At 72.2% G+C, this 24326-nt stretch carries 19 protein-coding genes and 1 pseudogene; 10 read left to right on the top strand and 10 right to left on the bottom strand.

Going from position 1 to position 24326, the window contains the following annotated elements; translation table 11 throughout:
• The first annotated feature begins 4 nt into the window (after window positions 1-4).
• From ACFY6S_RS06795 to ACFY6S_RS06785, 3 genes are read left to right on the top strand one after another with little or no spacing between them, the layout of a single operon-like run.
• A complete protein-coding gene (locus tag ACFY6S_RS06795) occupies window positions 5-1171 on the top strand; it encodes a CbiQ family ECF transporter T component (protein WP_388823608.1) in 1167 nt (388 codons plus the stop codon).
• Window positions 1168-2823 carry an ABC transporter ATP-binding protein gene (locus ACFY6S_RS06790; RefSeq protein ID WP_388823606.1) on the top strand — a complete coding sequence of 552 codons (1656 nt, stop codon included), beginning with the start codon at window positions 1168-1170 and terminating at the stop codon, window positions 2821-2823. Before ACFY6S_RS06795 ends, ACFY6S_RS06790 begins: the two co-directional genes overlap by 4 nt.
• Window positions 2820-3698 carry an ECF transporter S component gene (locus tag ACFY6S_RS06785; protein ID WP_388823604.1) on the top strand — a complete coding sequence of 293 codons (879 nt, stop codon included), beginning with the start codon at window positions 2820-2822 and terminating at the stop codon, window positions 3696-3698. The genes ACFY6S_RS06790 and ACFY6S_RS06785 overlap by 4 nt, the downstream gene beginning before the upstream one ends.
• A gap of 64 nt (window positions 3699-3762) precedes the next feature.
• Here ACFY6S_RS06785 and ACFY6S_RS06780 read toward each other — a convergent pair whose 3' ends face one another.
• Both ACFY6S_RS06780 and ACFY6S_RS06775 read right to left on the bottom strand, forming a co-directional pair.
• Window positions 3763-4344: a hypothetical protein gene (locus ACFY6S_RS06780; protein ID WP_388823602.1), complete on the bottom strand. Its 582-nt coding sequence runs from the start codon at window positions 4342-4344 to the stop codon at window positions 3763-3765.
• Between the two features lie 316 nt (window positions 4345-4660).
• Window positions 4661-5545, bottom strand: a complete 885-nt coding sequence (locus tag ACFY6S_RS06775; RefSeq protein WP_388823600.1) for an aldo/keto reductase — start codon at window positions 5543-5545, stop codon at window positions 4661-4663.
• Window positions 5546-6205: 660 nt separating this feature from the next.
• Between ACFY6S_RS06775 and ACFY6S_RS06770 the strand changes: the two genes are divergently transcribed.
• Both ACFY6S_RS06770 and ACFY6S_RS06765 read left to right on the top strand, forming a co-directional pair.
• On the top strand, window positions 6206-6358 hold the full coding sequence (locus tag ACFY6S_RS06770; RefSeq protein WP_388823598.1) for a hypothetical protein: 153 nt from the start codon (window positions 6206-6208) through the stop codon (window positions 6356-6358).
• A 27-nt stretch (window positions 6359-6385) separates the two neighbouring features.
• Window positions 6386-7406: pseudogene (locus ACFY6S_RS06765) on the top strand (aldo/keto reductase).
• 77 nt (window positions 7407-7483) lie between these two features.
• Here the strand turns inward: ACFY6S_RS06765 and ACFY6S_RS06760 are convergent.
• The 3 genes from ACFY6S_RS06760 to ACFY6S_RS06750 all read right to left on the bottom strand — a co-directional run bounded on the left by ACFY6S_RS06760 (window position 7484) and on the right by ACFY6S_RS06750 (window position 9782).
• On the bottom strand, window positions 7484-8245 hold the full coding sequence (locus ACFY6S_RS06760) for an intradiol ring-cleavage dioxygenase (protein WP_388823596.1): 762 nt from the start codon (window positions 8243-8245) through the stop codon (window positions 7484-7486).
• Window positions 8246-8715: 470 nt separating this feature from the next.
• The gene (locus tag ACFY6S_RS06755; protein ID WP_388823594.1) at window positions 8716-9468 is read right to left on the bottom strand and encodes an SDR family NAD(P)-dependent oxidoreductase; all 753 of its coding nucleotides are present in this window, start codon (window positions 9466-9468) and stop codon (window positions 8716-8718) included.
• Window positions 9465-9782: a hypothetical protein gene (locus ACFY6S_RS06750; protein WP_388823592.1), complete on the bottom strand. Its 318-nt coding sequence runs from the start codon at window positions 9780-9782 to the stop codon at window positions 9465-9467. Before ACFY6S_RS06750 ends, ACFY6S_RS06755 begins: the two co-directional genes overlap by 4 nt.
• 70 nt (window positions 9783-9852) lie before the next feature.
• Here ACFY6S_RS06750 and ACFY6S_RS06745 point away from each other — a divergent pair, with 70 nt between their 5' ends.
• Both ACFY6S_RS06745 and ACFY6S_RS06740 read left to right on the top strand, forming a co-directional pair.
• A complete protein-coding gene (locus ACFY6S_RS06745) occupies window positions 9853-10830 on the top strand; it encodes a LysR family transcriptional regulator (protein WP_388823590.1) in 978 nt (325 codons plus the stop codon).
• A 401-nt stretch (window positions 10831-11231) separates the two neighbouring features.
• On the top strand, window positions 11232-13616 hold the full coding sequence (locus ACFY6S_RS06740) for a LamG-like jellyroll fold domain-containing protein (RefSeq protein WP_388823588.1): 2385 nt from the start codon (window positions 11232-11234) through the stop codon (window positions 13614-13616).
• A 142-nt stretch (window positions 13617-13758) separates the two neighbouring features.
• Here the strand turns inward: ACFY6S_RS06740 and ACFY6S_RS06735 are convergent, their stop codons facing one another.
• The 5 genes from ACFY6S_RS06735 to ACFY6S_RS06715 all read right to left on the bottom strand — a co-directional run bounded on the left by ACFY6S_RS06735 (window position 13759) and on the right by ACFY6S_RS06715 (window position 20155).
• Window positions 13759-14874, bottom strand: a complete 1116-nt coding sequence (locus ACFY6S_RS06735; protein ID WP_388823586.1) for a peptidase C39 family protein — start codon at window positions 14872-14874, stop codon at window positions 13759-13761.
• Between the two features lie 170 nt (window positions 14875-15044).
• The gene (locus ACFY6S_RS06730) at window positions 15045-17147 is read right to left on the bottom strand and encodes an iron ABC transporter permease (protein WP_388823584.1); all 2103 of its coding nucleotides are present in this window, start codon (window positions 17145-17147) and stop codon (window positions 15045-15047) included.
• Window positions 17144-18202, bottom strand: coding sequence for an iron-siderophore ABC transporter substrate-binding protein (locus ACFY6S_RS06725; protein ID WP_388823582.1), 1059 nt, complete (start codon window positions 18200-18202; stop codon window positions 17144-17146). Before ACFY6S_RS06725 ends, ACFY6S_RS06730 begins: the two co-directional genes overlap by 4 nt.
• Window positions 18199-19113: an ABC transporter ATP-binding protein gene (locus tag ACFY6S_RS06720; RefSeq protein WP_388823580.1), complete on the bottom strand. Its 915-nt coding sequence runs from the start codon at window positions 19111-19113 to the stop codon at window positions 18199-18201. Before ACFY6S_RS06720 ends, ACFY6S_RS06725 begins: the two co-directional genes overlap by 4 nt.
• A gap of 124 nt (window positions 19114-19237) precedes the next feature.
• On the bottom strand, window positions 19238-20155 hold the full coding sequence (locus tag ACFY6S_RS06715) for a helix-turn-helix domain-containing protein (protein ID WP_388823578.1): 918 nt from the start codon (window positions 20153-20155) through the stop codon (window positions 19238-19240).
• A gap of 227 nt (window positions 20156-20382) precedes the next feature.
• Here ACFY6S_RS06715 and ACFY6S_RS06710 point away from each other — a divergent pair, with 227 nt between their 5' ends.
• The 3 genes from ACFY6S_RS06710 (at window position 20383) to ACFY6S_RS06700 (ending at window position 23884) form a co-directional block, all read left to right on the top strand.
• Entirely contained in the window at window positions 20383-21756 is a 1374-nt protein-coding gene (locus tag ACFY6S_RS06710) for a sensor histidine kinase (RefSeq protein WP_388823576.1), read from the top strand.
• Window positions 21757-21923: 167 nt separating this feature from the next.
• Window positions 21924-22622 carry a response regulator gene (locus ACFY6S_RS06705; protein WP_388823574.1) on the top strand — a complete coding sequence of 233 codons (699 nt, stop codon included), beginning with the start codon at window positions 21924-21926 and terminating at the stop codon, window positions 22620-22622.
• A 326-nt stretch (window positions 22623-22948) separates the two neighbouring features.
• Window positions 22949-23884, top strand: coding sequence for a CPBP family intramembrane glutamic endopeptidase (locus tag ACFY6S_RS06700; protein ID WP_388823572.1), 936 nt, complete (start codon window positions 22949-22951; stop codon window positions 23882-23884).
• Window positions 23885-24326: the final 442 nt, after the last annotated feature.

Here is a 24326-nt window from a genome sequence, read left to right as displayed (position 1 = left end):
GGCCATGGCCCGTACGACCGCTGACGCGGCAGCGGCCACGCCCGGGTCCGCACCGGACACGGGAGGCCGTCGCCTGCCGCGCACCCTGCACCCCGTGGCCTGGTGGGTGTGGGCGCTCGCCCTGGCCACCGCCGTCAGCCGCACCAACAACCCGCTGCTGCTGTTCCTGGTCCTCGCCGTCCTCGGCCACGTCGTGACGGTCCGCCGCACGGAGGCGCCCTGGGCGCGCGGCTTCGCGTACTACCTGTACCTGGCCCTCACGGTCGTCGCGATCCGCGTCGTCTTCCGAGCCGTGTTCGCCACCGGCATCACACCCCGCGACCACTTCCTGTTCTCCCTGCCGCACCTCCCCACCCCCGACTGGTACGCGGGCATCCGGATCGGCGGCCCGGTGTCGCTGGAGGCCGTGCTCTCCGCCGCCACCGACGGGCTGCGGCTCGCCTGCATGCTCTGCTGCGTCGGCGCCGCCAACACCCTCGCCAACCCGAAGCGGGCGCTGCGGGTGCTGCCCGGTGCCCTGTACGAACTGGGGGTCGCGGTCACCGTCGCCGTCAGTGTGGCGCCGCAGCTCGTGCAGAGCGTCCAACGAGTCTCCCGCGCGAGGAAGTTGCGGGCCGGACGTGCCAGGGGGATCAAGGCGCTGCGCGGCATCGCTGTCCCCGTCCTGGAGGACGCGCTCGAACGGTCCCTGCGCCTGGCCGCCGCGATGGACTCCCGCGGCTACGGCCGGGCGGGCTCCGCCACCCCTCGCTCCCGACGCGTCACCGGAGCGCTGATGCTGCTCGGCATGTGCGGCCTGTGCGCGGGGGCGTACGGACTGCTCGACGCGACCGCCCCGGCCGTCCTCGGCCTGCCCGCGATGCTCGCCGGAGCCCTGCTCTGCGTGGCCGGGCTGCGGTTGGGCGGCCGCCGGGTCACCCGCACCACCTACCGGCCCGACCCCTGGCGGCTGCCGGAGTGGGCGGTCGCGGGCGCCGGCGTCCTGTCCGCCGTGCTGCTGTACAGCAACCTCGGCTACGACCCGGCCGAGTTGAACCCCTCCCTCTCCCCGCTGACCTGGCCGACCCTGCCCCTCGTACCGACCGTCGCGATTCTGCTCGCCGGGACCGCCGGATTCCTCTCCCCGCCCCCGACCGCCCCCCGGCGCCCCGAGAAAGCCGACGCCACGTGATCACCTTCGACCGGGTCACCGTCCACTACGACGACGCGGACCGCCCCGCCCTGCGCGAGGTCGACCTCACCGTCGAGGAGGGCGAACTCTGCCTCGTCGTGGGCCACACGGGCGTCGGCAAGTCGACACTGCTCGGCGCCGTCAACGGCCTTGTGCCGCACTTCACCGGCGGCACCCTGTACGGCCGGGTCACCGTCGACGGCCGTGACACCGCGCACCACCCGCCCCGTGAACTCGCCGACCTCGTGGGCGTGGTGGGCCAGGACCCCCTGGACGGCTTCGTCACCGACACGGTCGAGGAAGAACTCGCCTACGCCATGGAGCAGTTGGCGATCCCACCGGCCACCATGCGCAAACGCGTCGAGGAGACCCTGGACCTGCTCGGCCTCGCCGACCTGCGCCACCGCGCCCTGTACGAACTCTCCGGCGGCCAGCAGCAGCGCGTCGCCATCGGCTCCGTCCTCACCGCCCACCCCCGCGTCCTCGTCCTCGACGAACCGACCTCGGCCCTCGACCCCACGGCGGCCGACGAGGTCCTCGCCGCCGTCACCCGCCTCGTCCACGACCTCGGCGTCACCGTCCTGATGGCCGAGCACCGCCTCGAACGGGTCGTGCAGTACGCCGACCGCGTCATCCACCTGCCGGGCGACGGCCGCGCGGTGACCGGCGCACCCGCCGACATCCTGCGTACGTCCACGATCGCGCCGCCGATCGTGGAACTCGGCCGGGCCGCCGGCTGGTCCCCGCTGCCCCTGTCCATCCGCGACGCCCGCCGTGCCGCCGCGCCCCTGCGCACCCGGCTGTCCGGACGCACACCCGCCCCCGTACGCCCCGTCCCGCCCGCCGGCAGGCCGCCACTGCTGACCGCGCGCGGTGTGACGGTGGCGTACCACGGCATACCGGCCGTTCGCGAGGCCGACCTCGTCCTGCACGGCGGCGAGGTCACCGCGCTCATGGGCCGCAACGGCTCCGGCAAGTCCTCCCTGCTGTGGGCCCTCCAGGGCTCCGGCCCGCGCCGCGCCGGTACGGTGAAGGTCGCCGGCGCCCCGGGGGACCCGCACACGCTGTCCGCCGCCGAGGCCCGCCGGGCCGTCGGCCTGGTCCCGCAGACCCCCGCCGATCTGCTCTACCTGGAAAGCGTCCAGCAGGAACTCGGCCAGGCGGACACCGAGTCGGCCGCGGGGGAGCCGGCCCGCGCCGTGCTGAACCGGCTCGCGCCCGGCATCCCCGACGACACCCACCCGCGCGACCTGTCCGAGGGGCAGAAACTGGCCCTCGTCCTGGCGATCCAGCTCTCCGCCGCACCGCGGGTGCTGCTCCTCGACGAGCCGACCCGCGGCCTCGACTACCGCGCCAAGACGGAACTCGTCCGGATCGTCGACGCGCTGGCCGCCGAGGGCAGAGCCGTCGTCATCTCCACCCACGACGTCGAGTTCGTCGCCCGCGCCGCCGACCGCGTCGTCGTCATGGCCGAAGGAGACCTCGTCGCCGATGGGCCCACCACCGAAGTCATCGTCTCCTCACCGGTGTTCGCCCCGCAGACGGCTAAGATCCTCGCCCCACTACCTTTCTTGACGGTCCATCAGGCAATCCCACTCCTGGGCGGCGACGGCGACGGGGCCGGGGCCGGGGGCGGGGGCGGCGGCTCGTGACCGCCCTCCGATCCTCCGCCCCGGCCATCCGGCTCACCCCGCGCGCCGGGATCGTGACGGCGCTCGCCGCGTTCCTCGGCGTGGTCGCGTTCTTCTGGCCGTTCGTCGTCGCACCGGGCACGTTCGGCTCGAACTACGCGCCCCCGCTCATCTTCGGCGTGCTCCTGGTGCTCGTCCTCTGCGTCGTCCTCTCCGAGATCACCGAGGGCGGCATCGACTCCAAGGCGCTCGCCATGCTCGGCGTCCTGTCCGCCGTCAACGCGGCCCTGCGTCCGCTGGGCGCCGGCACCGCGGGCATCGAGACCGTCTTCTTCGTGCTGGTCCTCGCCGGACGCGTCTACGGCCCCGGCTTCGGCTTCGTCCTCGGCTGCACCTCGCTGTTCGCCTCCGCCCTCATCACCGGCGGCGTCGGACCGTGGATGCCGTACCAGATGTTCGGCTGCGCCTTCGTCGGCATGCTCGCCGGTTTCCTGCCCCGGGCGAACGGCCGACGCGAGGTGCTGCTCCTCGCCGTCTACGGGTCCCTCTCCGGCTACCTCTTCGGCTTCCTCCTCAACCTCTCCTTCTGGCCGTTCTCCCTCGACCCCCACAGCTCCATCGCCTACCTGCCCGGCCTGCCGTTCACCGAGCAGTGGCACCGCTACCTCGCCTTCGACCTCGCCACCTCCCTGGGCTGGGACACCGGGCGGGCCGTCACCAACTTCCTCTGTGTCCTGCTGGCCGGTCCCGCCGTCCTCACCACCTTCCGCCGCGCCGCCCGCAAGGCCCGCTTCCGGGCACCCGTGCGCTTCGCCGCTCCGGCGCCGGCGGCCGATCCGGACAGCTCCGGCAGCTCCGACAGCTCGGACAGCTCCGACAGCTCGGACAGCTCCTGAACGGACCCCGGCCCGCCGGGCGGCCACCGGTCCGTGCTTCGGGCGGGGCTGGCGCGCGGGAGGTCTACCGGTTGTCGGTCTCGTCGTCCCAAGGGCGCCGGCGGCCGGTGCCGTCGACGGTGCCGAGCTGCTGGTCGGCGAAGTGCGCGCCGAAGCCGAAGACGTCGCTCCGGGCCAGGAACTCCACGAGCCGGCGACGTGAGTGCTCGGCCCGGGCCCGGTCGTGGTCGAGGACGACTTCCCAGTCGGGGTGCCGGATCCGGACGGGGGAGTGCAGGGCGTCGCCGAAGGCGACGACCCGGCGGCCGTCACCGGTGTCGAGGATCCAGGCCGTGTGCCCGGTGGTGTGTCCGGGCAGCGCCCAGGCCACGCGGCGGATCTCAGGCATGAGCGGTCTCCCCGCCTGGTACGTGGGTGCGCTCCGCGCCCGCGGGAGAGGTTTACGGGCCGGGAGACCGCTTTCGTTCGCCGACGGGCCGGCGAGCGGCTCCGCGGGGCTCGGGCGGACCAGGTCCAGGGACCGGATCGCGAGGCCGATCAGCGCGATCACCGCTCCGAGCGCGGAGATGCCCGCCCAGCCCACCAGCGGATACAGCGCGGCCGTCAGCGCTGACGTGACCGTGCCGCCGGCGAAGGCGGAGACCATGAGCGCTGTGGTGACCCGGCTGCGCAGGATGACCGCGGGCCTGCGTGGAGCGGGGCGTCGACGTGGGCGAACTCGACGGCGACACCGATGTCGACGGGGTGACCACCATGATCCACGGCTTCCTCATCGGCGTCTCCACGCAGCTGCGCGACGGGTTGGCCACAGCGACTGCGCACACGGCGGTCGACGTACTGCTGCTCAACCGGCGCCGCGCCGCGCATCCGAGGGGGCGGTTAGAGGAGAGGGATGAAACGCCGGTCATGCCTCTCGCTCCGGTCACTCCCTGGACGACGTCGTTGTCGTCCAGGAGGTGCTGTCAGGCCTCGGGGATGACGCGGCCGAAGTCGGCCAGGGTGACGGCCTCCGGCTCGGGGCCGCCGCGGCGGCCGGTCTCCAGGCCGTCGAGGGCCGTCAACTCGTCCGCGGTGAGTTCGAAGTCGAAGACGTCGATGTTCTCGCTGATCCGTTGCCGCTTGGTCGACTTGGGGATCACCGAGCGGCCGTGCTGGAGGCCCCAGCGCAGCAGTACCTGGGCCGGGCTCTTGCCGTGGGCCTCGGCGATGCCGGTGACCACCGGGTCCCGCAGGACGCTCTTGCGGTTCTCGCCGTAGCCCGGGTAGAAGGTGATCCCGCCGATGGGGGACCACGCCTGGTTGACGATGTGGAGCGGTTCGTCGAAGTCGAGGACGGCGCGCTGCTGGAAGTAGGGGTGGATCTCCAGCTGGTTGACGGCCGGCACGACGGAGGTGGCGTCGAGCAGCGCGGTCAGGTGATCGACCATGAAGTTGCTGACGCCGATGGCGCGGACCTTGCCGTCGGCCAGGAGCTTCTCCAGGGCGCGGTAGGCCGCGAGGGTCCTGTCGAATTCCGACGGCAGCGCCTGGTGCAGGATCAGCAGGTCGATCCGGTCGACGCCGAGCTTGGCGGCGCTCTTGTCGAAGCCGTGCAGGGTCTCGTCGTAGCCGTAGTCGTTGATCCAGATCTTGGTCTCGACGAAGATCTCCTCGCGGGGCACCTCGGAGTCGCGGATGGCCTGGCCGACCTCGCGCTCGTTGCCGTAGGCGGCGGCGGTGTCGATGTGCCGGTAGCCGAGGTCGAGCGCCGCCGTGACGGCGTCCCGGGTCTCGTCCGGCGGGGTCTGGAAGACGCCGAGCCCGAGGGCGGGCATCTCGACGCCGTTGTTGAGGGTGAGGGTCTGCATCACTGGGACCTTTCGTTACGGGTGGCCCGTGCGGGCGGGGCCGGGATGGGTACGGTCACGATCGCAGGCGTCAGCGGGACGGCCGAGCAGGTGGGCCGGCGCCCCGCCCTGCTCGCACCGGTCCGGGCGCGCCGGCGGCAGGCGCGGGGACCCCGGCGTCACTCGGCACATGGGTGGCGCCCGGACGGCCCGGGGCGGCGCCGGCCCGGAACAGATGTCGCCCGCTCCCAAGCCCGTGGGCGGGTGCTGCGCGCACGCTGTCCCTTCGGTCGGCTGCGGGTTCGGGCCCGGTCTCGGACTGCCAGTTTCTGGCCTTCCCCAGGTAACCGCATGTCGGCCCACGACTGGGAGTCACCGGTCTTCCAGGTACTGGCAGTACCTCGCAGCCCCGGCCGGACCGACCTACCGTGAAGATATCGGCACGACAGCCAGGATGATCACAAGGGAGGTCGCAGTGGCCCCGCCTCCGGCACACACTCCGGCCCGGCCGCTGAGCCGCGCCGTCCGTCCCGCGCCGCGCTCCCGCATCGGCGACATCCCGCCGCGCCGCGCACGGGCCCGGCGGCACACGGGCCCGGCTCGGCGCGAGCGCTTTTCCCACCGACCCGCGCCCGCGCTGTCCGCCGTGGACGTGACCGGCCGCAGCGCCGGGATCTGAGCATGGCCGGCAGCACCAGGACGGAGCTGCCGGCCGACCCCGGTCCGCGCCTCGACTTCCGCATCCCCGAACCGGATTGCCGGGAGCGGGCGGCTCTCGGCCTCCTCGCCGGCCGGGCGAGCGCGGGTACGGTCGTGCCCTCCCGGAACCACTGACCACCATCGATCGAGGAGAACCCCACCATGCAGTACCGACCGCTCGGCCGCACCGGTGTCCAGGTCAGCCCGCTCTGCCTGGGCGCGATGATGTTCGGCCCCTGGGGCAACGAGGACGAGGCCGACTCGATCCGGATCATCCACCGCGCCCTCGACGCGGGTATCAACTTCGTCGACACCGCTGACGTGTACTCCGCCGGGGTCTCGGAGGAGATCGTCGGCAAGGCCCTCAGGGACCGCCGCGAGGACGTCTTCCTGGCGACCAAGTTCTTCATGTCGATGGGCCAGGAGGGACCCCAACCAGCGAGGCGGCTCACGGCGCTGGATCATCCGCGAGGTCGAGAACTCGCTGCGGCGGCTCGGCACCGACCACATCGACCTCTACCAGGTCCACCGCCCCAGCCCGGACACGGACGTGGCCGAGACCCTCGGCGCCCTCTCCGACCTCGTGCGGCAGGGCAAGATCCGCTACCTCGGCTCCTCGTCCTACTCCGGCTCGCAGATCGTCGAGGCCCAGTGGACCTCGCGGGAGCGGCACCTGGAGCGGTTCGTGACCGAGCAGCCGCCGTACTCGATCCTGGTGCGGGGCATCGAGGAGGACGTGCTCCCCACCGTGCGCCGTCACGGCATGGGCACGCTCACCTACAGCCCGCTCGCCGGCGGGTGGCTCTCCGGCCGCTACCGCAAGAATGCCTCCGAGGGCCCTGCCTCCGCGGCGCGCCCCCAGGCCCGGTTCGACATGAGCACCCCTGCCAACCAGCGCAAGCTCGACGCCGTCGAACAGCTCGCCGTGCTGGCGGAGAAGTCCGGCCTCACCCTGATCGAGCTGGCCGTCGCCTTCGTCATCAACCACCCCGGCGTCACCTCGGCGATCATCGGACCGCGCACCATGGAGCAGCTGGAGGCGTTCCTGCCCGCCGCCGATGTCACCCTCCCGGCCGACGTGCTCGACGCCATCGACGACATCGTCGCGCCCGGCGTCACCGTCAACCCGGTCGACAACAGCTACGGCGACTACGAGCTGCGGGCCGACCAGCGGCGACGCTGACCCGCGGCCGGCCCGCCGCCCGGCAGGCGGGCGGGCGTCGGCGTCCCGTGGGGCGCCGACGCCCTGGTGGTGGGGTGTCAGCTCTGGTCGATGCCGAGGGCCAGGCCGGCGGTGTATCCGGCGGTGGTGGAGCCGGTCACGGTCATGAGGCCCGCGGCGGCGCCTCCGTTGCCGTAGATGCCGTCCTGCGCGAGCGTGGTGCGCGGCACGGTGTTGGTCGAGTAGGGCGAGACGCGGGCGACGGCGGTGGTGATCGCCTCGTCCACGAACAGCTGGCCGGTGTGCAGTTCCTGGCCGCCGCGGAAGGAGCCGTCCGAGGTCAGTGTGACGTTCGTGTGCACCTTGACGTGGATGTGTATGCACCGGCCCCGGTACCAGCCCGGATAGATGGTCGTGATGCGTGCGATGCCGTCACTGCCGGTCAGCACGCCGCCCCGGAGGAAGGTGCCGTTGTCGGGCTCCTGGTGTCCGTTGTTGCCGACGAAGCCGGAGTACTCGCCGAGCGCGTCGCTGTGCCACAGCTCCACGAGTGCCCGGTTCAGTGGCGCGCAGGTGGTGTTGTCCACGACGGTGAGGGCTAACCGGAACGGGATGCCCGGCTTGCCCTCGGTGAGGTCGGCGCGGACGAGCGCGCCGTCGAGGTAGTACGGGCCTTCCGTCAGCTCCTTGGTGAGCGTGCAGACGGCTGCGGCGGCGACGGGTGCCGTGCGGTCGGTCCCGTTCGCCGTCGCTGTCGGCTCTTTGGCGCCGGCCGCGCCCACGGCGAGCGCGGCGGCCGTGGCGCCGGTCCCGAGGAGTACGGTGCGGCGCCGGATGCGGGGTTCGTTGTTGTCTGTCATGAACACGGCATCTTAAGGAGATCAACTGTCAGCCAGCTGTGAATTGAGCAAAGTGACGGTGTGTCAAGACGCGGACCGGTCGTGATCGGACGGGCGGACTCCGGGTGTGCCCGGGGCAGGCCCCGCTCCGCGTCAACAGGGCCTCGACCTCGGCCGCCGGCCGGCCGGAGCGCGGGCCGATCAGATCCACGAGCAGATCGGCCGACGGGGGCCAGTCGGGGTCTCCATGGTCGTTGCGGCGGCTGACCAGGCCGTACGGTGCGGTCCAGAGCAGAAGTCCGGCCTGCCACCGCTGCTCCGGCGGCCGAGTCCGGTCCGGATCGGTGACAGCCGCCGAGGAGCCGGCGACGGAGCCGAGCGGGTCGGCCCCGTCGCCGTGGCCCGACGCGGGGACGAGGTCGGCGGGCATCCGCCCGCCGAAGAGAGGGCGAACGCCTCGACGGCCGGGTCCCACGCGACCGCGACGGCCCTTATGCCCGCCGACCGCCGTCGATCGACATCGCGATACCGGTGACGTAGGACGCGGCATCGGAGCAGAGCCAGACCGCCGCCGCCGCGACCTCTTCCGAGGTGGCCATCCGGCCGAGCGGGGTGATCGACTCCTGGAACGCGATCATGTCGGTGCCGGCCGCCACCCTCTCGAACCCGGGGGTGCGGGTCGGGCCGGGGCAGACGGCGTTCACCCGGATGTTGTCCGGTGCGTAGTCGACCGCGGCGACCTTGGTGAGCCCGACGACGCCGTGCTTGGCGGCCACGTAGGCGGGGGCGGTCGGGATCGCGTACAGGCCACCGTTGGAGGCGACGTTGACGATCGCGCCGCCGCCCTTGAGCAGGGGCAGCTCGTACTTCATGCACAGGAAGGTCCCGGCCAGGTTGACGCGGACCACACGCTCGAACTCGTCCAGACTCATCCGGTCGAGCTGCCGGCGGTGCGAGCCCAGGCCGGCGTTGTTCACGGCGAAGCTGAGGCCGCCGTACGCCTCGACCGTGCGCTCGACGGCCGCCCGTACGGAGTCCTCGTCGGTGATGTCGACGTGGAGGGCCAGTGCCTCCCCGCCGTCCTTCCCGATCAGCTCGGCGGTCTCGGCCGCCGCACCCTCGTCGATGTCGAGCACGGCGACCGCGGCGCCGCCGCGGGCCATCTCCAGCGCCGTCGCGCGGCCGATGCCACTGCCGGCGCCGGTGACCAGTCCCACTCTCCGGTTGGCGGGCCTGCCGCTCACACCAGTGCCTCGTGGTTCGCCCAGGCGACCTTGTACGAGTGCCGCGACTGCCAGCGCTTGATGACCTCGTGCACGCCGGGCGCGGCGAACGCCTTCGCCAGCGCGTCGCTGTCGGCCACCGCGATCTGCACGATCGCGGTCGCGATCAGCGCCGGTACGGCTTCCTCGCCGGGAATGGGGATGTGGCGCCGGGACACGACCGACTGCGTGAGACCGGTGTCGAGCATGGCCTGTTCGATATCCGTGAGGTACTGATCGAGCTCAGGATTGGGCAAGGGGAGATCGAAGGAAACGATCATCGTGTGGTTGATCATGCGGCAATTCTTCTCCGCTGAGGCAGCCGGCGTCCAAGACCGGTTCGACATCCAGCGATAACCTGGAGGCATGATTGAACTGGAGACCAGAGAGCTGGAGTACTTCCTCGCCGTCGCCGACGAGCTGCACTTCGGCCGGGCCGCCGTCCGCCTCTCGATCGCCCAGCCGGCGCTGTCGAAGGCGATCCGACGGATCGAGGCCCGGCTCGGCGTCCAGCTGTTCGTGCGCTCCAGCCGGCATGTCGCCCTCACCCCGGCCGGGGAGGCGTTGCGGGAACACGGGCGGCACGCGCTCAACGCGGTCGGCGCCGCCGTCCGCAGCGCCCGGCACGCCGGCGACTCCGAGGCACACCTGCGGCTCGTACTCAAACCCGGCGGCGACGCCGGCCTGCTCTCCGGGATTCTGGCGGCGTACGCCCGTCAACCCGACGCCCGCCGGGTGGACATCCTCTTCAGCGGCCCCGCCGACCGCACCGACTACCTGCGCGACGGCCGGGCCGATGTCGGCCTGCTCTACGCGCCGTTGGACGATCTCGACGGCCTGGCCCACGAGACGCTGCACACCGAGGACCGCGTGGTCATCGTGCCGTCCGGGCACCGGCTGGCGGGACGCGCCTCGGTGCGGATGTCCGATCTGGAGGGGGAGACCCTGCCGCGCTGGAAGGACATCCCCGGCGGGGACGGCACCGGCCCGGAAGTCGCCGACGTGGTCCAGCTGCTCCACATGGTCACGGTGGGCCGGACGATCGGCGTACTGCCCCGCTCGCTGGTCGAACCGATCCCGGCCGGCCTGGCCGGCGTCCCGGTGGCCGACGCGCCGCCCAGCCGCCTTGTCCTCGCGTGGAACGAGCAGGACCACCGGCCGCTGCTCGCTTCGTTCGTCACCGCCGCGCTCCGGCAGCGCCGCCACGACACACCGTCGGGCCTCGGCACGCCGTCGGATCTCGGCACACCGCCGGGCCTCGGCACGTCATCGGGCCTCGGTACCTCTGCTGTGGCGCCGGTGATCCGCCCTCGGGCCGCGGTGGAACCCCCTCGGCCGACGTAGGCCCCTTGACGCGTGTGGTGTTGTGCGTTGCCACGCGGCTGCTCACCAGCGCAGGTGATCTCGGCGCGGCAGACACCTTTGGTGGACTACGCGCGGCTTCCTGCCGACCCGCGCACCCTCACCAACTGTGCCCGCATTATCTCAAGAAGTGACGATGATCACTGTTGACAACCCTGCGCAAGGGATCTTAACTCTGCGGAGTTGTGTATTTCTTGTGGGGTGGGGGCGGTTTTGTGGGTTCGGTCCGGGGGTTTCGTGGTGTCTCTGTGAGGAGATGCCGCGTTGGTCGATCGGTTGTCGGCGGCCTGGCGTGCGGGGTGGTGTCCGCGTTGGCGGTGGGGCTTGTTCCCGGGACCGCTCTGCCCGCTGTCGCGCAGTCGCCGGTTCGGGAGCCGCAGGCGGTGCAGGCGTCCGCGGCAGATGCGGGTCGGGCGACGACGGCCGAGGCGCTGGCCGAGGCGAAACGCTCCGGCAAGCCCGTCGAGGTCGGCTCGCTCCGGGCGGAGAGCAGTGATGTGTACGCCCAGCCGGACGGTTCGCTGGAGTCGCGCGAGTATCTGCGTCCTGTACGGGCCCGGGTGAACGGTGAGTGGCGGCCGATCGACACCGATCTGGCCGAGGGGGCTGACGGGACGGTCGCTCCCAAGGCGACCACGGTGGGAATCCGGTTCTCCGGCGGTGGCAGTGGGCCGCTGGTGCGGATGGAGAAGGCGGGGCGTGAGGTCGCGCTGTCCTGGCCCGGCGTCCTTCCCGTACCGGAGTTGACCGATGCCACGGCCACGTACCGGGACGTGCTTCCCGGCGTCGACCTGCGGATGGGCGCCCAGGAGGACGGGTTCACCCAGCTGCTGGTCGTCAAGTCGGCCGAGGCGGCGGCGAGCGAGAAGCTCGCCGCGTTGCGTCTGGACCTCGCCGCCGAGGGCGTGGCGGTGAAGGAGACCGCTGAGGGCGGTCTGGAGGCCGTTGACCACGGTGCGAAGGGTGCGGTGTTCGAGGCGCCCAAGCCGATAATGTGGGATTCCAGCACGCCGTCCGGCGCGGAGACCGCGGCTTCCGCACGCATGCGGACGGCGGACGCGGCGGACGCGGCCGGGGCGGCCGGGGCGGGCGACAAGGAGCCGGCGGCCGGCGAGTCGGGCAAACTCGCGCCCGTGGGTGTGGAGTTGCCGACGAGCGGTGACGCGCTGGTGCTGAAGCCGGACGCGGACGTGCTGGCCGGTGACGACACGGTGTATCCGGTGTTCATCGACCCGATGTGGTACACACCGCGCGCCTCGGCCTGGACGATGGCGTCGAAGTACTGGGCGTCGTCGCCGCAGTGGAAGTTCAACGGTGACTCGGACGCGGGGATGGGCTACTGCAACTGGTCCTACTGCCAGCCGAACGACACCAAGCGCCTCTTCTACCGGATTCCCACCTCGAAGTACGCCGGGAAGACCATCCTGAGCGCCGAGTTCACGGTGCCCAATACGTGGTCGGCGTCCTGTGACGCGCGAAGCGTCGAGCTGTGGCGGACGAAAGACATCTCGTCGTCGACCACTTGGAACGCGCAGAACGCTTCCGGTTTCTGGACCAAGCGGCTCGCCTCGAAGTCGTTCGCCCACGGCTTCAACGGCTGCGCGGCGAAGGACGCGGAGTTCGACATCAAGTCGGCCGTCCAGGAGGCCGCGAACGGCAAGGCGTCGACGATGACGTTCGGCCTCCGGGCAGCCGGCGAGTCGGACGCCTACGCGTGGAAGCGCTTCTCGAACAAGGCGTCGCTGCGGGTGCGGTACAACCAGCCGCCGCCGCAGATCAAGATGTCGCAACTGTCGATGCGGTACGGCGGGACGTGCGAGAAGCAGTCGGGCGACAACCTCTCGGTGAGTCCGCCGTCGTCGATTCCGCCCGACAAGCGGGTGCCCAGTGCGGGCGCGCCGACAACCGGGAGCGGCAGTGTCAGCCGGCACCTGCCCGGACAGATCGACGACACCTGCCTCCAGGACCGGGTGATCGCCGACGACGAGGGGCAGCAGCAAGTCGAGCAGCGGGCCGTCAAGGGCCGGTGGAACTTCGAATCGGCGTCCGGTACCACACCCGTCACCACGCCCGACCTCTCCGACCAGCAGAACCCCATGACCCTGTCCGGGGGCGCACGGCTCGGCGCCGGCTGGATCGACGCGTCCGGCCTGGAACTCGACGGCGTCAACGGCTCGGCGGGCACGAGCGTCATGCCCATCGACACCAGTGCCGGCTTCACGGTCACGGCGTGGGCCCGGGGCGCGGCGACCCCGGATCACCCGGTGGCCGTGGTGAGTGGCGAGGGGACGAGCGAGAGCGCGTTCAACGTCCGCTTCGTACCGGATCCCGATGACCCCGACGGCCTCGGCCGCTGGCAGCTCACGCTCCCGGACTCCGACGGCGAGGGCGCGGCGGTGCGGCACGTCAGCAACACCGAGTTCTACGACGTGCGTGACTGGAACCACCTCGCGGTCGTCTACGACGGCGTCGCCAAGCAGGCCCGGCTCTACGTCAACGGCATACTCCAGGAGTTCGTGTGCGGTGACGACGACACGGATGGCACCGCGTGCGAGGACCTCATCTCCTGGGCCGACAATGTCCAGACGTTCAGGGCGGACAAGTCCCTCCAGGTCGGGCGGGCGAAGACGGCCGGCACTTGGGGGGAGTACTTCGCCGGCTCGATCGACGACGTATGGGCCTTCCAGGGTGCTCTGAGCAGTGGTCAGGTCCAAAAGCTGGCCGGGTCGTGGTTCGGTCTTCCGACCGAGGTCCCGGAGGGGGATTGACTCACACCGGGGCTGCGTCCCGCCGCTACGAGTGGACGCAGCCCCGCCGCCTCTCTGCGGCGTGGGCGGTGCCGGTCGGTGTCGGTCGGTACGGGGCCGGCCCCCGCCGGACGCCGTCGCCGCTTCGTGGCGGGACGAGGGGCTACTCGACGCTCGGCCCGGAATCGGAAGACGCCGCGTCCCGCCGCTCCGGCGCGCCGATGATCACCGCGCCGCGGTAGTGGTCCGGCGCGAGCGTCGACATCATGTCGAGCGACGGGTCCGCTACCGGCAGCAGGTGGGCGTCGACCCAGGTGTCTCCCGTGGCCGCGTTGGCCCACGGGTCCTCGATCACGACCGCGCCGGGTACGGTGCCGTGGCAGAGCACCCAGTGCGGCACGTCGAACCCCTGCATTTCGGCGAGCGAGACCAGAAGCAGCACGTGCTCCCGCCGGCCGATCGCGCTCCGGATGCCGGTCATGGGCAGGTGCTGCGCGTCGATCGGGACCCCGACCCGTTCGGCGTCCGTCCGGGACGCGCGTTGGAGCACGGCCCGCCACTTCTGCCCGCTCTCCGGAAGGTGGTCGAGCAGGACGGGCCGGTCGGTGTCGAGGAAGACCGTGACCGGCGACGACGGCCACGCCCGGCGCACCGCGACGCCCAGGCCGACGGGCTCGCACGCGGGGAAGTTCGTCGCGTCGCGCCACATCGTCAGCTCCGCCGGGCGGTCGAGCGACTCCGCCGCCAGTACCCCGGCCTGTGCCTGCGCGACCAGGGCGGTGACGGCGCCGCACGTGAAGTGCGTCGTCTGCCCGTAGTACGGAGGCTCGGTCAACGCGGTGTCGCACAGCCAGCGCACGTAGCCGGAATCCGGCCCGTCCGCGCCCGCCGCCCGCGCGAGCGGGCCGCTCAGCGGGGCGAAGCCGGCGGCGGCTGCCGCCTCCGCGCTCGCCGTCCACCCCTCCCACTTGACCTGGGCGAGCCCCCGGTGGCGTGCGTGGGAGACCACGGCCTCGACCACCGCCGGCACATCACCGACGGCATCGACGATCTTCAGGTAGGCCGTCCGCGGGCGGGCGGTCACGAGCGCGGCGGCGGTCCAGTCCCCGGCGGCCTCCCCGGGTACGGCCACGATGTGCGGGGCGTGGGCGGAACGGTCGACCGCGCGCCAGCGCTCCAGCACGTCGTGGCGTACGAGCCGCCTCAGCGGGGCCGGCAACGCGTCCGGCTCGAACGGGACGGTGGTGATCTTCACGGGCGTTTCCTGGTGAGGCGGCATTCCGGTACTCCTGGCGGGTCGGACGGGAGCGAGGGGCGGCGCGGGCCCGGAGGCCCCGGCCGACCGGCGGCCCGGGAAACGGGCGGACCCCGCCCCGGGGGCGCGCCGCGCGGCGCGCCCCCGGGGCCGGTGACGGTGGCGTACCGCCGAGGCGGGCGTGCCCCCCGGTGTCATGCGCGGGACTGCCGGAGCACCCAGACGAAGTACGGGGCTCCGACCAGGGCGATCATGAGGCCCGCCGGCATCTGGGCAGGCGCGACGACCGTGCGGCCGAGGGTGTCGGCCACGCAGACCAGCACCCCGCCGAGCAGCATCGCGACCGGGATCGCGCGGCTGTGGCGGGCGCCCACCAGCGACCGGGCGAGGTGCGGGGCGACGAGCCCCACGAACCCGACGACGCCGACGGCGATCACACTGACCGCCGCGAGCACCGCGGCGATCGTCAGGGCGGCGAAGCGCGTGCGCTCCGGCTTGACGCCCACCACACGCGGGGTGTCCTCGTCCACGGCGAGCAGGTCGAGCTGCCGGCGCATGGCGAGCAGGATGGGCAGCGCGAGCGCCAGTGCCACCGCGACCGGTACGACGTCGGGCAGTGTGCGCCCGTAGGTCGTGCCGGAGAGCCAGGTGAAGATCCGGGGCGTGTTCCACGGGTCGGCACGCAGCAGGAGGAACGTGGTGACGGAGCTGAGGCCGTACCCGCAGCCGATGCCGATCAGCACGAACCGGTCGGGCTGGAAGCCGCCCCGCCAGGCCAGCAGGGCGATCACCGCGAAGGTGACGAGCCCCGTCACGACCGCCGCGACGATGAGCAGCGGCCGTCCGCCGGGCAGGTCCGATGTCACGACGCTCGCCGCACCCAGCCCGGCACCCGCCGTGATGCCGAGCACGCCCGGCTCCGCCAGCGGATTGCGCACCGCGCTCTGCACGGCGCACCCGGCCAGTCCGAGCGCCGCGCCCGCGAGGACCGCCGCGACCACGCGCGGGATCCGGTCGTCGAGCGCCTGACCGATCAGATCCGGGGCGCTTCCCCGTACCCAGAGCGCGAGGTCCCCCGTACGCAGCCAGAGGCTCCCCGCGAGGACCGCCACCAGAACCGCGACGGCCAGGAGCGCCGCAGTGCCGAGCACGACGAGGAGGAACGCCCGGCGCGACCGCGCGCCGACCCGCGCGGGCGGGGGCTGCCGGAGCTGGCCCGTGTCGCGGAGGCGCAGGGCGAGGACCACGATCACGACGGCACCGAGCAACGCGGTCGGCACGCCCGTCGGAATGGCGGCGGCCCCGTCGGCACCCTGCACCGCACGCAGCGCCGCGTCCGCGAGCAGGATGAGCAGCGCGCCGAACAGCCCGGACGCGGGCACCAGGAAGAGGTGCCGGTGCAGCGCCCTGACCCGTCCCGCGATCAGGCGGGTCAGGACGGGGGCGGCGAGCCCGACAAAGGCGATCGGGCCGGCGAGCGTCACCGCCGTGCTGGTCAGGAGCACCGCGCAGAGCACGGCGGCCACGCGGGTGGTCCGGATCGGCACGCCGAGGGTGGACGCGGTGTCGTCGCCGAGGCTCATCACGTCCAGCTTCCGGGACAGCGCCAGGGCGACGCACAGCACGATGACCACGAGGGGGAAAGCGCGTACCGACGCGTCGATGTTCAGCTGTGCGAGCGAACCGCTTCCCCAGGCGAAGAGACCGGTCGTGTTCTGGCGGAACAGGATGAGCAGCATCGCGGTCGCCGAGTCCAGGGCCAGCGCTATCGCCGATCCGGCGAGGATCAGGCGCGTACCCGTGGTGCCGGCGGCCCGGCCCGCCAGGGCCAGCACGAGCGCCGCCGCGAGCAGGCCGCCCGCGAAGGCGACGGCCCCCGACGCCCACAGCGGGACCGCGAGACCGAGGGCCGCGACGAGCGAGAGCGTGAAGTAGGCCCCGGCCGTGACCGCCAGGGTGTCGGGGGAGGCGAGCGCGTTGCGGGTGACGGACTGGAGCAACGCACCGGCGGAGCCGAGGGCGAAGCCCACCGCGATCCCGGCGAACAGGCGCGGCATGCGCGAGCCGGTGAGGATCTCGCCGACCGGAGCCCCGCCGGTGTTCTCCCGGTCCCCGGCGAGATAACGCATCAGGTCGCCGAAGCCGACGCCCGACGTCCCTTGCGTCAGGTGCCACATGCCCACCAGGACGGTCACGACGAGGAGCAGTGCCAGGACGGCCACCCCGGTGGGGCCGCTGCCGCGATCGGCGTGCGGCAGCGGTCTCCCTCCGGGTGCCGGTATCCGCGGTGTGCTCACTTCTTGTCGAGTACGTCGACGTACGCGTCGATCGCCTGCTCGCAGGAGCGCGGACCGCCGGCGCCCCACACGCGCGCCGGGAAGGAGTGCGTACGGCCTTCCTTCACGGCCGGGAGGGACTTCCAGATCGGGCTCTTCTCCAGCGCCTTGACGTATCCCCCGACGCCGTCGTCGTTGGCGTAGAAGAGGTTGGCGTTCCCCACCGCTGTGAGGCCCTCGACATCGGTCTGCGCGAGGCCGTAGGAGGGGTCGACGCCGCCGTCCCCGTGGGACTTGTTGATGTCGTTCGTCCACGCGGGCTTCAGGCCGAGCTGTTCGCCTATCTCGGTGAACAGGGCGCCCTTGGCGTACGGGCGGACCGTGAGGTTGCCGCCCTGGAGCCACCCGTCGAAGAACAGGAAGTCCTTCGTCGGCAGATCGGCGTCGGCGACCTGCTTCTTGGCCGTCGCGAGGTGGTCGTCGAACTCCTTGAGCACCTGGTCGGCCCGTTCGGTGCGCCCCGTCGCCTTGCCGATCATGCTGAACACGTCCCGCATGTTCCCGATCGGGTCGGCGGGATACGCCCCGCGCGTGGCCATCACGGGGACGCCCCGCTTCTCCAGCTTCTTGATGGTCTCGTCGTCGGCCTTGAACGCCTCCACGACGATGAGATCGGGCTTCGCCGCGTACAGGGTGTCGAGGTCGGGCTCCTCACGGGTACCGATGTCCGTCACCCCGCCGGGCAGCTTCTCCGCGCTGACCCATGTGCGGTACCCCTTCGCGTCGGAGACCGCGGTGGGGGTGACGCACAGCGTCAGGGCGTCCTCGACCTGCTGCCATTCCAGGACCGCGATCCGCTTGGCCGGCTTGTCGAGCTTCACCTGCCGGCCGACGCCGTCCTTGAAGGAGACCGGCCCGGTCGAGGTGGTCGTGGTGTCCCCGGCGCAGTCCTTCGACGAGGGCGAGGCGCTGCCGCCGGCCTCGACTTTGTCGACGCTGGTCGTGCCGCAGGCCGTTGAGGCGAGGACGACGAGCCCTGCGGAGGCTGACGCCGCCAGGAGACGGGCACGGTTCATGAAAAGTCCTCTTTCTTGCGATTCGTGGGAGCGACGGATGCGCCGCTCCGGGCGGAGTGCCGCCCGAGTGGGTCGATGCGGAGACGGCCCGTACGAGGGTCCGTTCCGACCTCGACACGGATGTCGTAGACCGCGCCGATGTTCTCCGCGGTGAGGACATCGGCGGGTGGGCCCGCGGCGTGCACCCGGCCGGAGCGCATCAGGACCAGCGTGTCCGCGACGCGCGCGGCCTGGTCGAGGTCGTGCAGTACGACCCCCACCGCGGCGCCGTGCTCCTCGACGAGATCGCGCACCAGGTCGAGTGTCTCGATCTGATAGCGCAGGTCCAGGTGGTTCGTCGGCTCGTCCAGCAGGACGACGCCGGTGTCCTGGGCCAGACAGGCCGCGAGCCAGACCCGCTGCATCTCCCCGCCGGACAGTTCCCCGACCGGCCGGTCGGCCATGTCCCGCACGCCGGTGACGCCCATGGCGTGCTCGATGGCGCTCCGGTCGTCGGCGGACAGTCCGGCGAAGCCACGCCGGTACGGGTGTCGCCCGAACGCCACGACCTCCGTCACCGTCAGCCCTTGGGGCGCCGGCCTCGACTGGGAGAACAGCGTGACCTCGCGCGCGAACTGGCGGGAGCTGAGCAGCGCCGCCTCGCGCTCGGGGTGTCCGTCACGGGCGCCGAGCGTCACCCGGCCGTCGTCCACCCGGTGCAGTCGGGAGAGCGCGCGCAGCAGCGTGGACTTCCCGCTGCCGTTCGGTCCCACCAGAGCGGTCGCGCGACCGGGCTCCAGGGCCAGCGAGACGCCGTGGACGACCGGCGTCCCGCCGTACCGCAGTACCAGATCGTGCCCGCTGAGGGCGGCCGCCGGCGTGGCCGGACCGGCCGCACGCCGAACGGCGCGCCGGGAGGGGTTCGTGAGCATGGGTGGTTTTCCGGATGGTTGAAGGGGCAACGGCTGCGGCACCCTCCGTCCGGCCGTCGCCGACCGGGCCGCAGCCTCTCCAGCGCCCGGAAACCGCACGCGGTGAGCAACAACTAAGGGTTGCCTAACTGGAGGGAAGGTTATATTCCGCTCGCGATGTCGACAATCCGGAGTTCTGGACACCCGATACGGGATTCCGGACATCTCCCGTGATGTCGTCGGCCGCGCCGTAGAACGCGCCGGGCGTGGTCCCCATGGCCCGCCGGAAGGCGGCGATGAAGGTGCTGGGCTGCGCGTAGCCGAGCGTCTCGGAGACGGTCTGCACATCGAAACCCTCCGACAGCAGCGTCAGCGCCCGATGGACACGCAGCGCCTGTCGCCACTGTGCGAAGGACAGCCCCGTCGTGTGACGGAACGCACGCGTGATCGTCCGGTCGCTGATCCCCAGCGCCCGCGCCCACTCCTCCAGCGAACGGCAGTCGGCGGGATCGTCCAGCAGGGCTTCGGCGATCACGTCGATCCGGGCGTCGCCGGGCAACTGCAACGCGAACTGGCGCTCCGACGGCCGGAGCACATCGAACACGACCGACTCCGCCCGGGCCCTGGCCCCGGCATCGAGATCCGTGCGGGACAGATGGGTCAGCAACGACTCCAGCACCGGCGTCATCGCTATCGCTATCGGCTCCGCGAACGCGAACGGTGTGCCGTCGGGGGCGAAGAAGGCGTCATAGAACTCCGCACCCGCCGTCGCCCGGCCCCCGTGCACCACTCCGGCAGGCATCCACAGCCCGTGCCCCTCGGACACGGTGAAGATACGATCCTCCACACGGGACGTCAGCGTTCCCCCGCGTACCCAGACCAGCTCGTGCAGGGGATGCGAGTGCGGCGCCCACTCCGTGGGGACGCGAGGAACCCGCGACCCGGCGGTAATGACGAAGGGGCTCGGTGCCTGCTCCGGAAGCGCCGCGGCCCGCCGCACCACAGTGCCCGTCTCACGCCGCCACGTCCCGGGGCTCGCACCACCACGAGACGATCGGACCATACGGGCGATTCTATCCGGGCCCGCACCGACGCCGACGGCCCCGTGGCCCACGACCAGGCACGAGACCCGTGCGCGCGGTCCGGAGCGGTGCGAGAGCGGACCGGTGTGTTTCGCGCGCCCCGGACGACACTCCTCCGGGGCGGACACCGCCCGTCGCGCACTAGGCTCTGCGTGTGTTCGGAGCGATGACGTCAACGTCAGTACGGATGAAAGGCGTTCGAGGCGCCGTGGCTCGCTGGAACACGCTGGACGTGCTGGTACGGGACGGAGTGTGCACCGTCGTGCTGGCACCGGTGGTGTTCGCGCCGGTGACGGCCCCGCTCGGCGCGGAGTTCGGTGATCTCGCGAAGCGTCCGTACGACATGCCGGGCGTCCTCGTCGCACTGCTCCTGTGGCTGCCCCTGGTGGTGCGACGCCGGTGGCCAGGGGTGTGCCTCGCTCTCGTGTCCGGCGCCTTCGCGGCTCACCAACTGGCCTCCTATCCGGCCACGTTCGCGAGTATCGGGCTGTACGTCGCCCTGTACGGCGCGGGGGCCTATGGCAGGCGCGTCGACGGTGTGCGGCCGGCGCCGGCGGTGGCCGCGGCCACCGGGCTCTACGTGCTGTTCGCCGTCGGGCTGCACGACAGGGGTTCGCCGCAGCGGGCGTCCGACTTCCTTCTCATCCTCCTCGTGCTGGCCTGCTGCTGGGGCGCGGGCCGGGCGGTACAGGCGCGGCAGGCGGCGGAGGAGGAGCGGCGCCGTCTCGGTGTGCGGGCGGCGACGGCCGAGGAGCGGGCCCGGATCGCCCGGGAGCTGCACGACGTGGTGACCCACCATGTCACCGCGATGGTGGTACAGGCGGACGCGGCCCAGTTCCTGCTCGCCGACGCGCCGGACCGGGTGGCCACCGGACTCGGCGCGATCAGCGAATCGGGCCGGCACGCCCTGACCGACCTCCAGCATCTGCTGGGCCTGCTGAAGGCGTCCGGCGGTACGGGGTCGGGGGCCATGGCCTACGGAGATACGGGCCCCGGAGGCGCGGCGTCCGGCGATACGGAGTCCGGCGGTAGGGCGTCCGGGGGCACGGCCTCCGGGAACGCGGCAGCCGATGAGCGGCTGGGCATGGCCTACCCGGCGGATCGCGGTCCGGCACCGGGTCGGCTGAGCGATCTGGTCGAGCAGGTCCGGGCGGCGGGCCAGCCGGTGGAACTGACGCAGACGGGGCAGCGGCCGGAGCCGGCCTCGGACGTGGAGCTGGCCGCGTACCGCGTGGTGCAGGAGGCCCTGACCAACGCCCTCAAGCACGCGCCGGGCCACCGGACGCTCGTCACCGTCCGCTACGCACAGGACGGAATGGAGGTCGGGGTGATCACCGAGGGGACGCCCGTCACACCCGTCATATCCGCCACGCCCGCCCTGTCGCCCCCGCCCGCCACGCCGGCCGTCGCCGGAATCGGACGCCTCGGCCGGGGCGGCGGGCACGGACTCGTCGGACTGCGTGAGCGAGTGGGCGTTTTCGGTGGGGAGCTGCTGGCCGACGCCCGCCCGGACGGCGGTTTCGCCGTCACCGCTCGGATCCCTTTCGCGACACACGGCATGCCCTCCAGGAGGCACGGATGACGGACACCTTCGGGACCAGGCCGGCAGGCACCGGGGAGGTTCGGACCGCGGGCACGAGTGAGGGACGGACCGTGGACATGGGTGAAGCACGGACCGCGGGCACGGGTGAAGCACAGACCGCGGGCATGGGTGAAGCACGGACCGCGGGCACGGGTGAAGCACGGACCATGGGACTCGCTTCGGCGGCGCCGATCAGGGTCCTGGTCTGCGAGGACCAGGAACTCGTACGCACCGGCTACGTCACCATCTTCACCGCCCAGCCGGACCTGGAGGTCGTCGGAGAGGCCGCCGATGGCCGCGCGGCGGTGGAGGCCGCGGGACGGCTGCGTCCGGACGTGGTGGTGATGGACATCCGGATGCCGCTGCTGGACGGCATCGAGGCGACCCGGCTGCTGGCCGGACCCGAAGTGGCCTATCCGGTAAAGGTGTTGGTGGTCACCACCTTCAATCTGGACGAGTACGTGTACGAGGCGCTGCGCGCCGGTGCGAGCGGTTTCCTGCTGAAGGACTCGCCGCCGCGCGATCTGGTGCAGGGGATCCGTACGATCGCCGCGGGCGAGTCCCTGCTGGCGCCCGCCGTCACCCGGCAGCTCGTCGGCAGGTTCGCCGACCGGATCGTCCGCCCCGCCGACGACCGCAAGCGCGCCGCGGCACGGGCGCTGTCCGTCCTGGCTCCGCGCGAGACCGAGGTGCTCGAACTCATCGCCGAAGGACTGTCGAACGCCGAGATCGCCGACCGGATGGTCCTCAGCCGCGAGACGGTGAAGACGTACGTGTCGCGCATCCTGACCAAGCTCGGCCTGCGCGACCGCGTCCAGGCGGTCGTGTTCGCCCACCGGGTGGGCCTGGTCACCGCGCAGGGCTGAGCCGTCCGGCGCGCCCGGGGCCGCCGTACCCGCACTCGTGGCGGTGAGCGCGTCCGGCACCCCGTCCGAGCACCACGCGCACTCCCTCCCGGCGCCTGTCCGAGCACCGCACACACTGCTCGGCGCCCGGCCGGGCGCGCGCGGCACATCCCGCGGGTGCCGCCGCGTCCCCGACCGGACACAACGCGTCGGCGCCCGCCGCTCCGTGTCCCCCATGAGAGCCACACCCAGGTGTCCACCGGAGGGGGACGTGCCGCGTGGCCCTTGATCCATAGCCTTCCGGCAGTACAGCGGCCATCGGGCCGCGGCCGTAGAAGAGGAAAACCATGTCGCGTCCGTCGCTGCCGAGCACACACCGACTGAAGGAGCTGTTCGCGCAGACTTCCCTTGCCCCGACGCGCCGTGTGCGCTCGGCTGGGGTCCGCCTGGTGCTCATGGCGGTCCTGTTCCTCGTGGTCATCGCGCTCTCGTCCGGGCTGCGAGCCATGGCCGGAGCCCAGCCGGTCCTGGCCGTTCTCGCCGGAGCCCTGATCGCGGCGCTCGGCCTGGTGGCCTACGCGGCGGCCGTCCGGGCCCTGGAACAACGCCCCGTGTCCGAACTGGACCCCGCGCCGGCGGTCGCGGAGTTGCGGACCGGCGCCTTTGTCGGGATCGGCCTCTTCACCGTCACACTCACCCTGATCGCCGTGTTCGGCACCTACAGCACCATGCCCGGCGGCTCGATCGGCGGGATGCTGGCCATTTTCGGGATGATGGCGGGAGTCGCCGTCACGGAGGAAGTGCTGTTCCGGGGGATCGTCTTCCGCCTGGTCGAGGAACTCACCGGCACGCGCGCCGCACTGGCCCTGTCGGCCCTGCTGTTCGGAGCCCTCCACCTGGTCAACGACGAGGCCACGGTCTGGGGCGCCCTCGCCATCGCGATCGAGGGCGGTCTGCTGACGGCCGCGGCATACGCGGCCACCCGCTCCCTGTGGACGCCGATCGGCATCCACTGGGGCTGGAACTTCGTCAGTGGGGGCGTCTTCGGTACCACCGTCTCCGGTGACGACACGACTCCCGTGGGCCTGGTCCGCGGAGTCCTCTCCGGCCCGGGCGCCATCACCGGAGGCGGCTTCGGACCGGAGGCCGGCATCTTCTCCGTACTGGTGTGCACCGTGGCCACTGTCCTGTTCCTGCGTACGGCCCGGCGCCGGGGCCATGTCCACGACCGAGGCCACTTCCGCGCGGCCCGAGGTGCCGACGCGGGGGCCGCCGCCTCCTGACGTACCCGCTCCCGCTCTCACCAGGTACACCCACATGCCCCGTGGCGGGCACTTCGCCGCCCACGAGGAACCCGGACTCCTCGCGCACGACCTCACGGAGTTCTTCCGCGCACACCGGTGAACGACCACACCGGTGAACGACCACACCGGTGAACGACCACACCGGTGAACGCGCTTATCGACGAACACCGAGGCCCGGGCGCCACTCCCTCCCGGCCGACGTCGGGACTGATACGCACTGCATGGTGCGGAGCCGTGCCCGTACTCGACGGAGCCGGGACGTGCGGCGTGGGCGTACACGGGTGTGGGGGCCCCCCGCGGGGGCCCGCGGGGCCCCCCCCCCCCCGGCGCGCCCCGCCCGGGCCCCCGAATTAACGGGCGGCGCCCCGGGGGGCCCGGACCGGTTTCCCTTGCACAATGTTAACAGGGGGGTACACGAATG

The organism is Streptomyces sp. NPDC012835 (assembly GCF_042900885.1).
In the GTDB taxonomy this organism is placed as follows: Bacteria; Actinomycetota; Actinomycetes; order Streptomycetales; family Streptomycetaceae; genus Streptomyces.
This window is presented reverse-complemented; position numbering and strand designations above follow the sequence as displayed.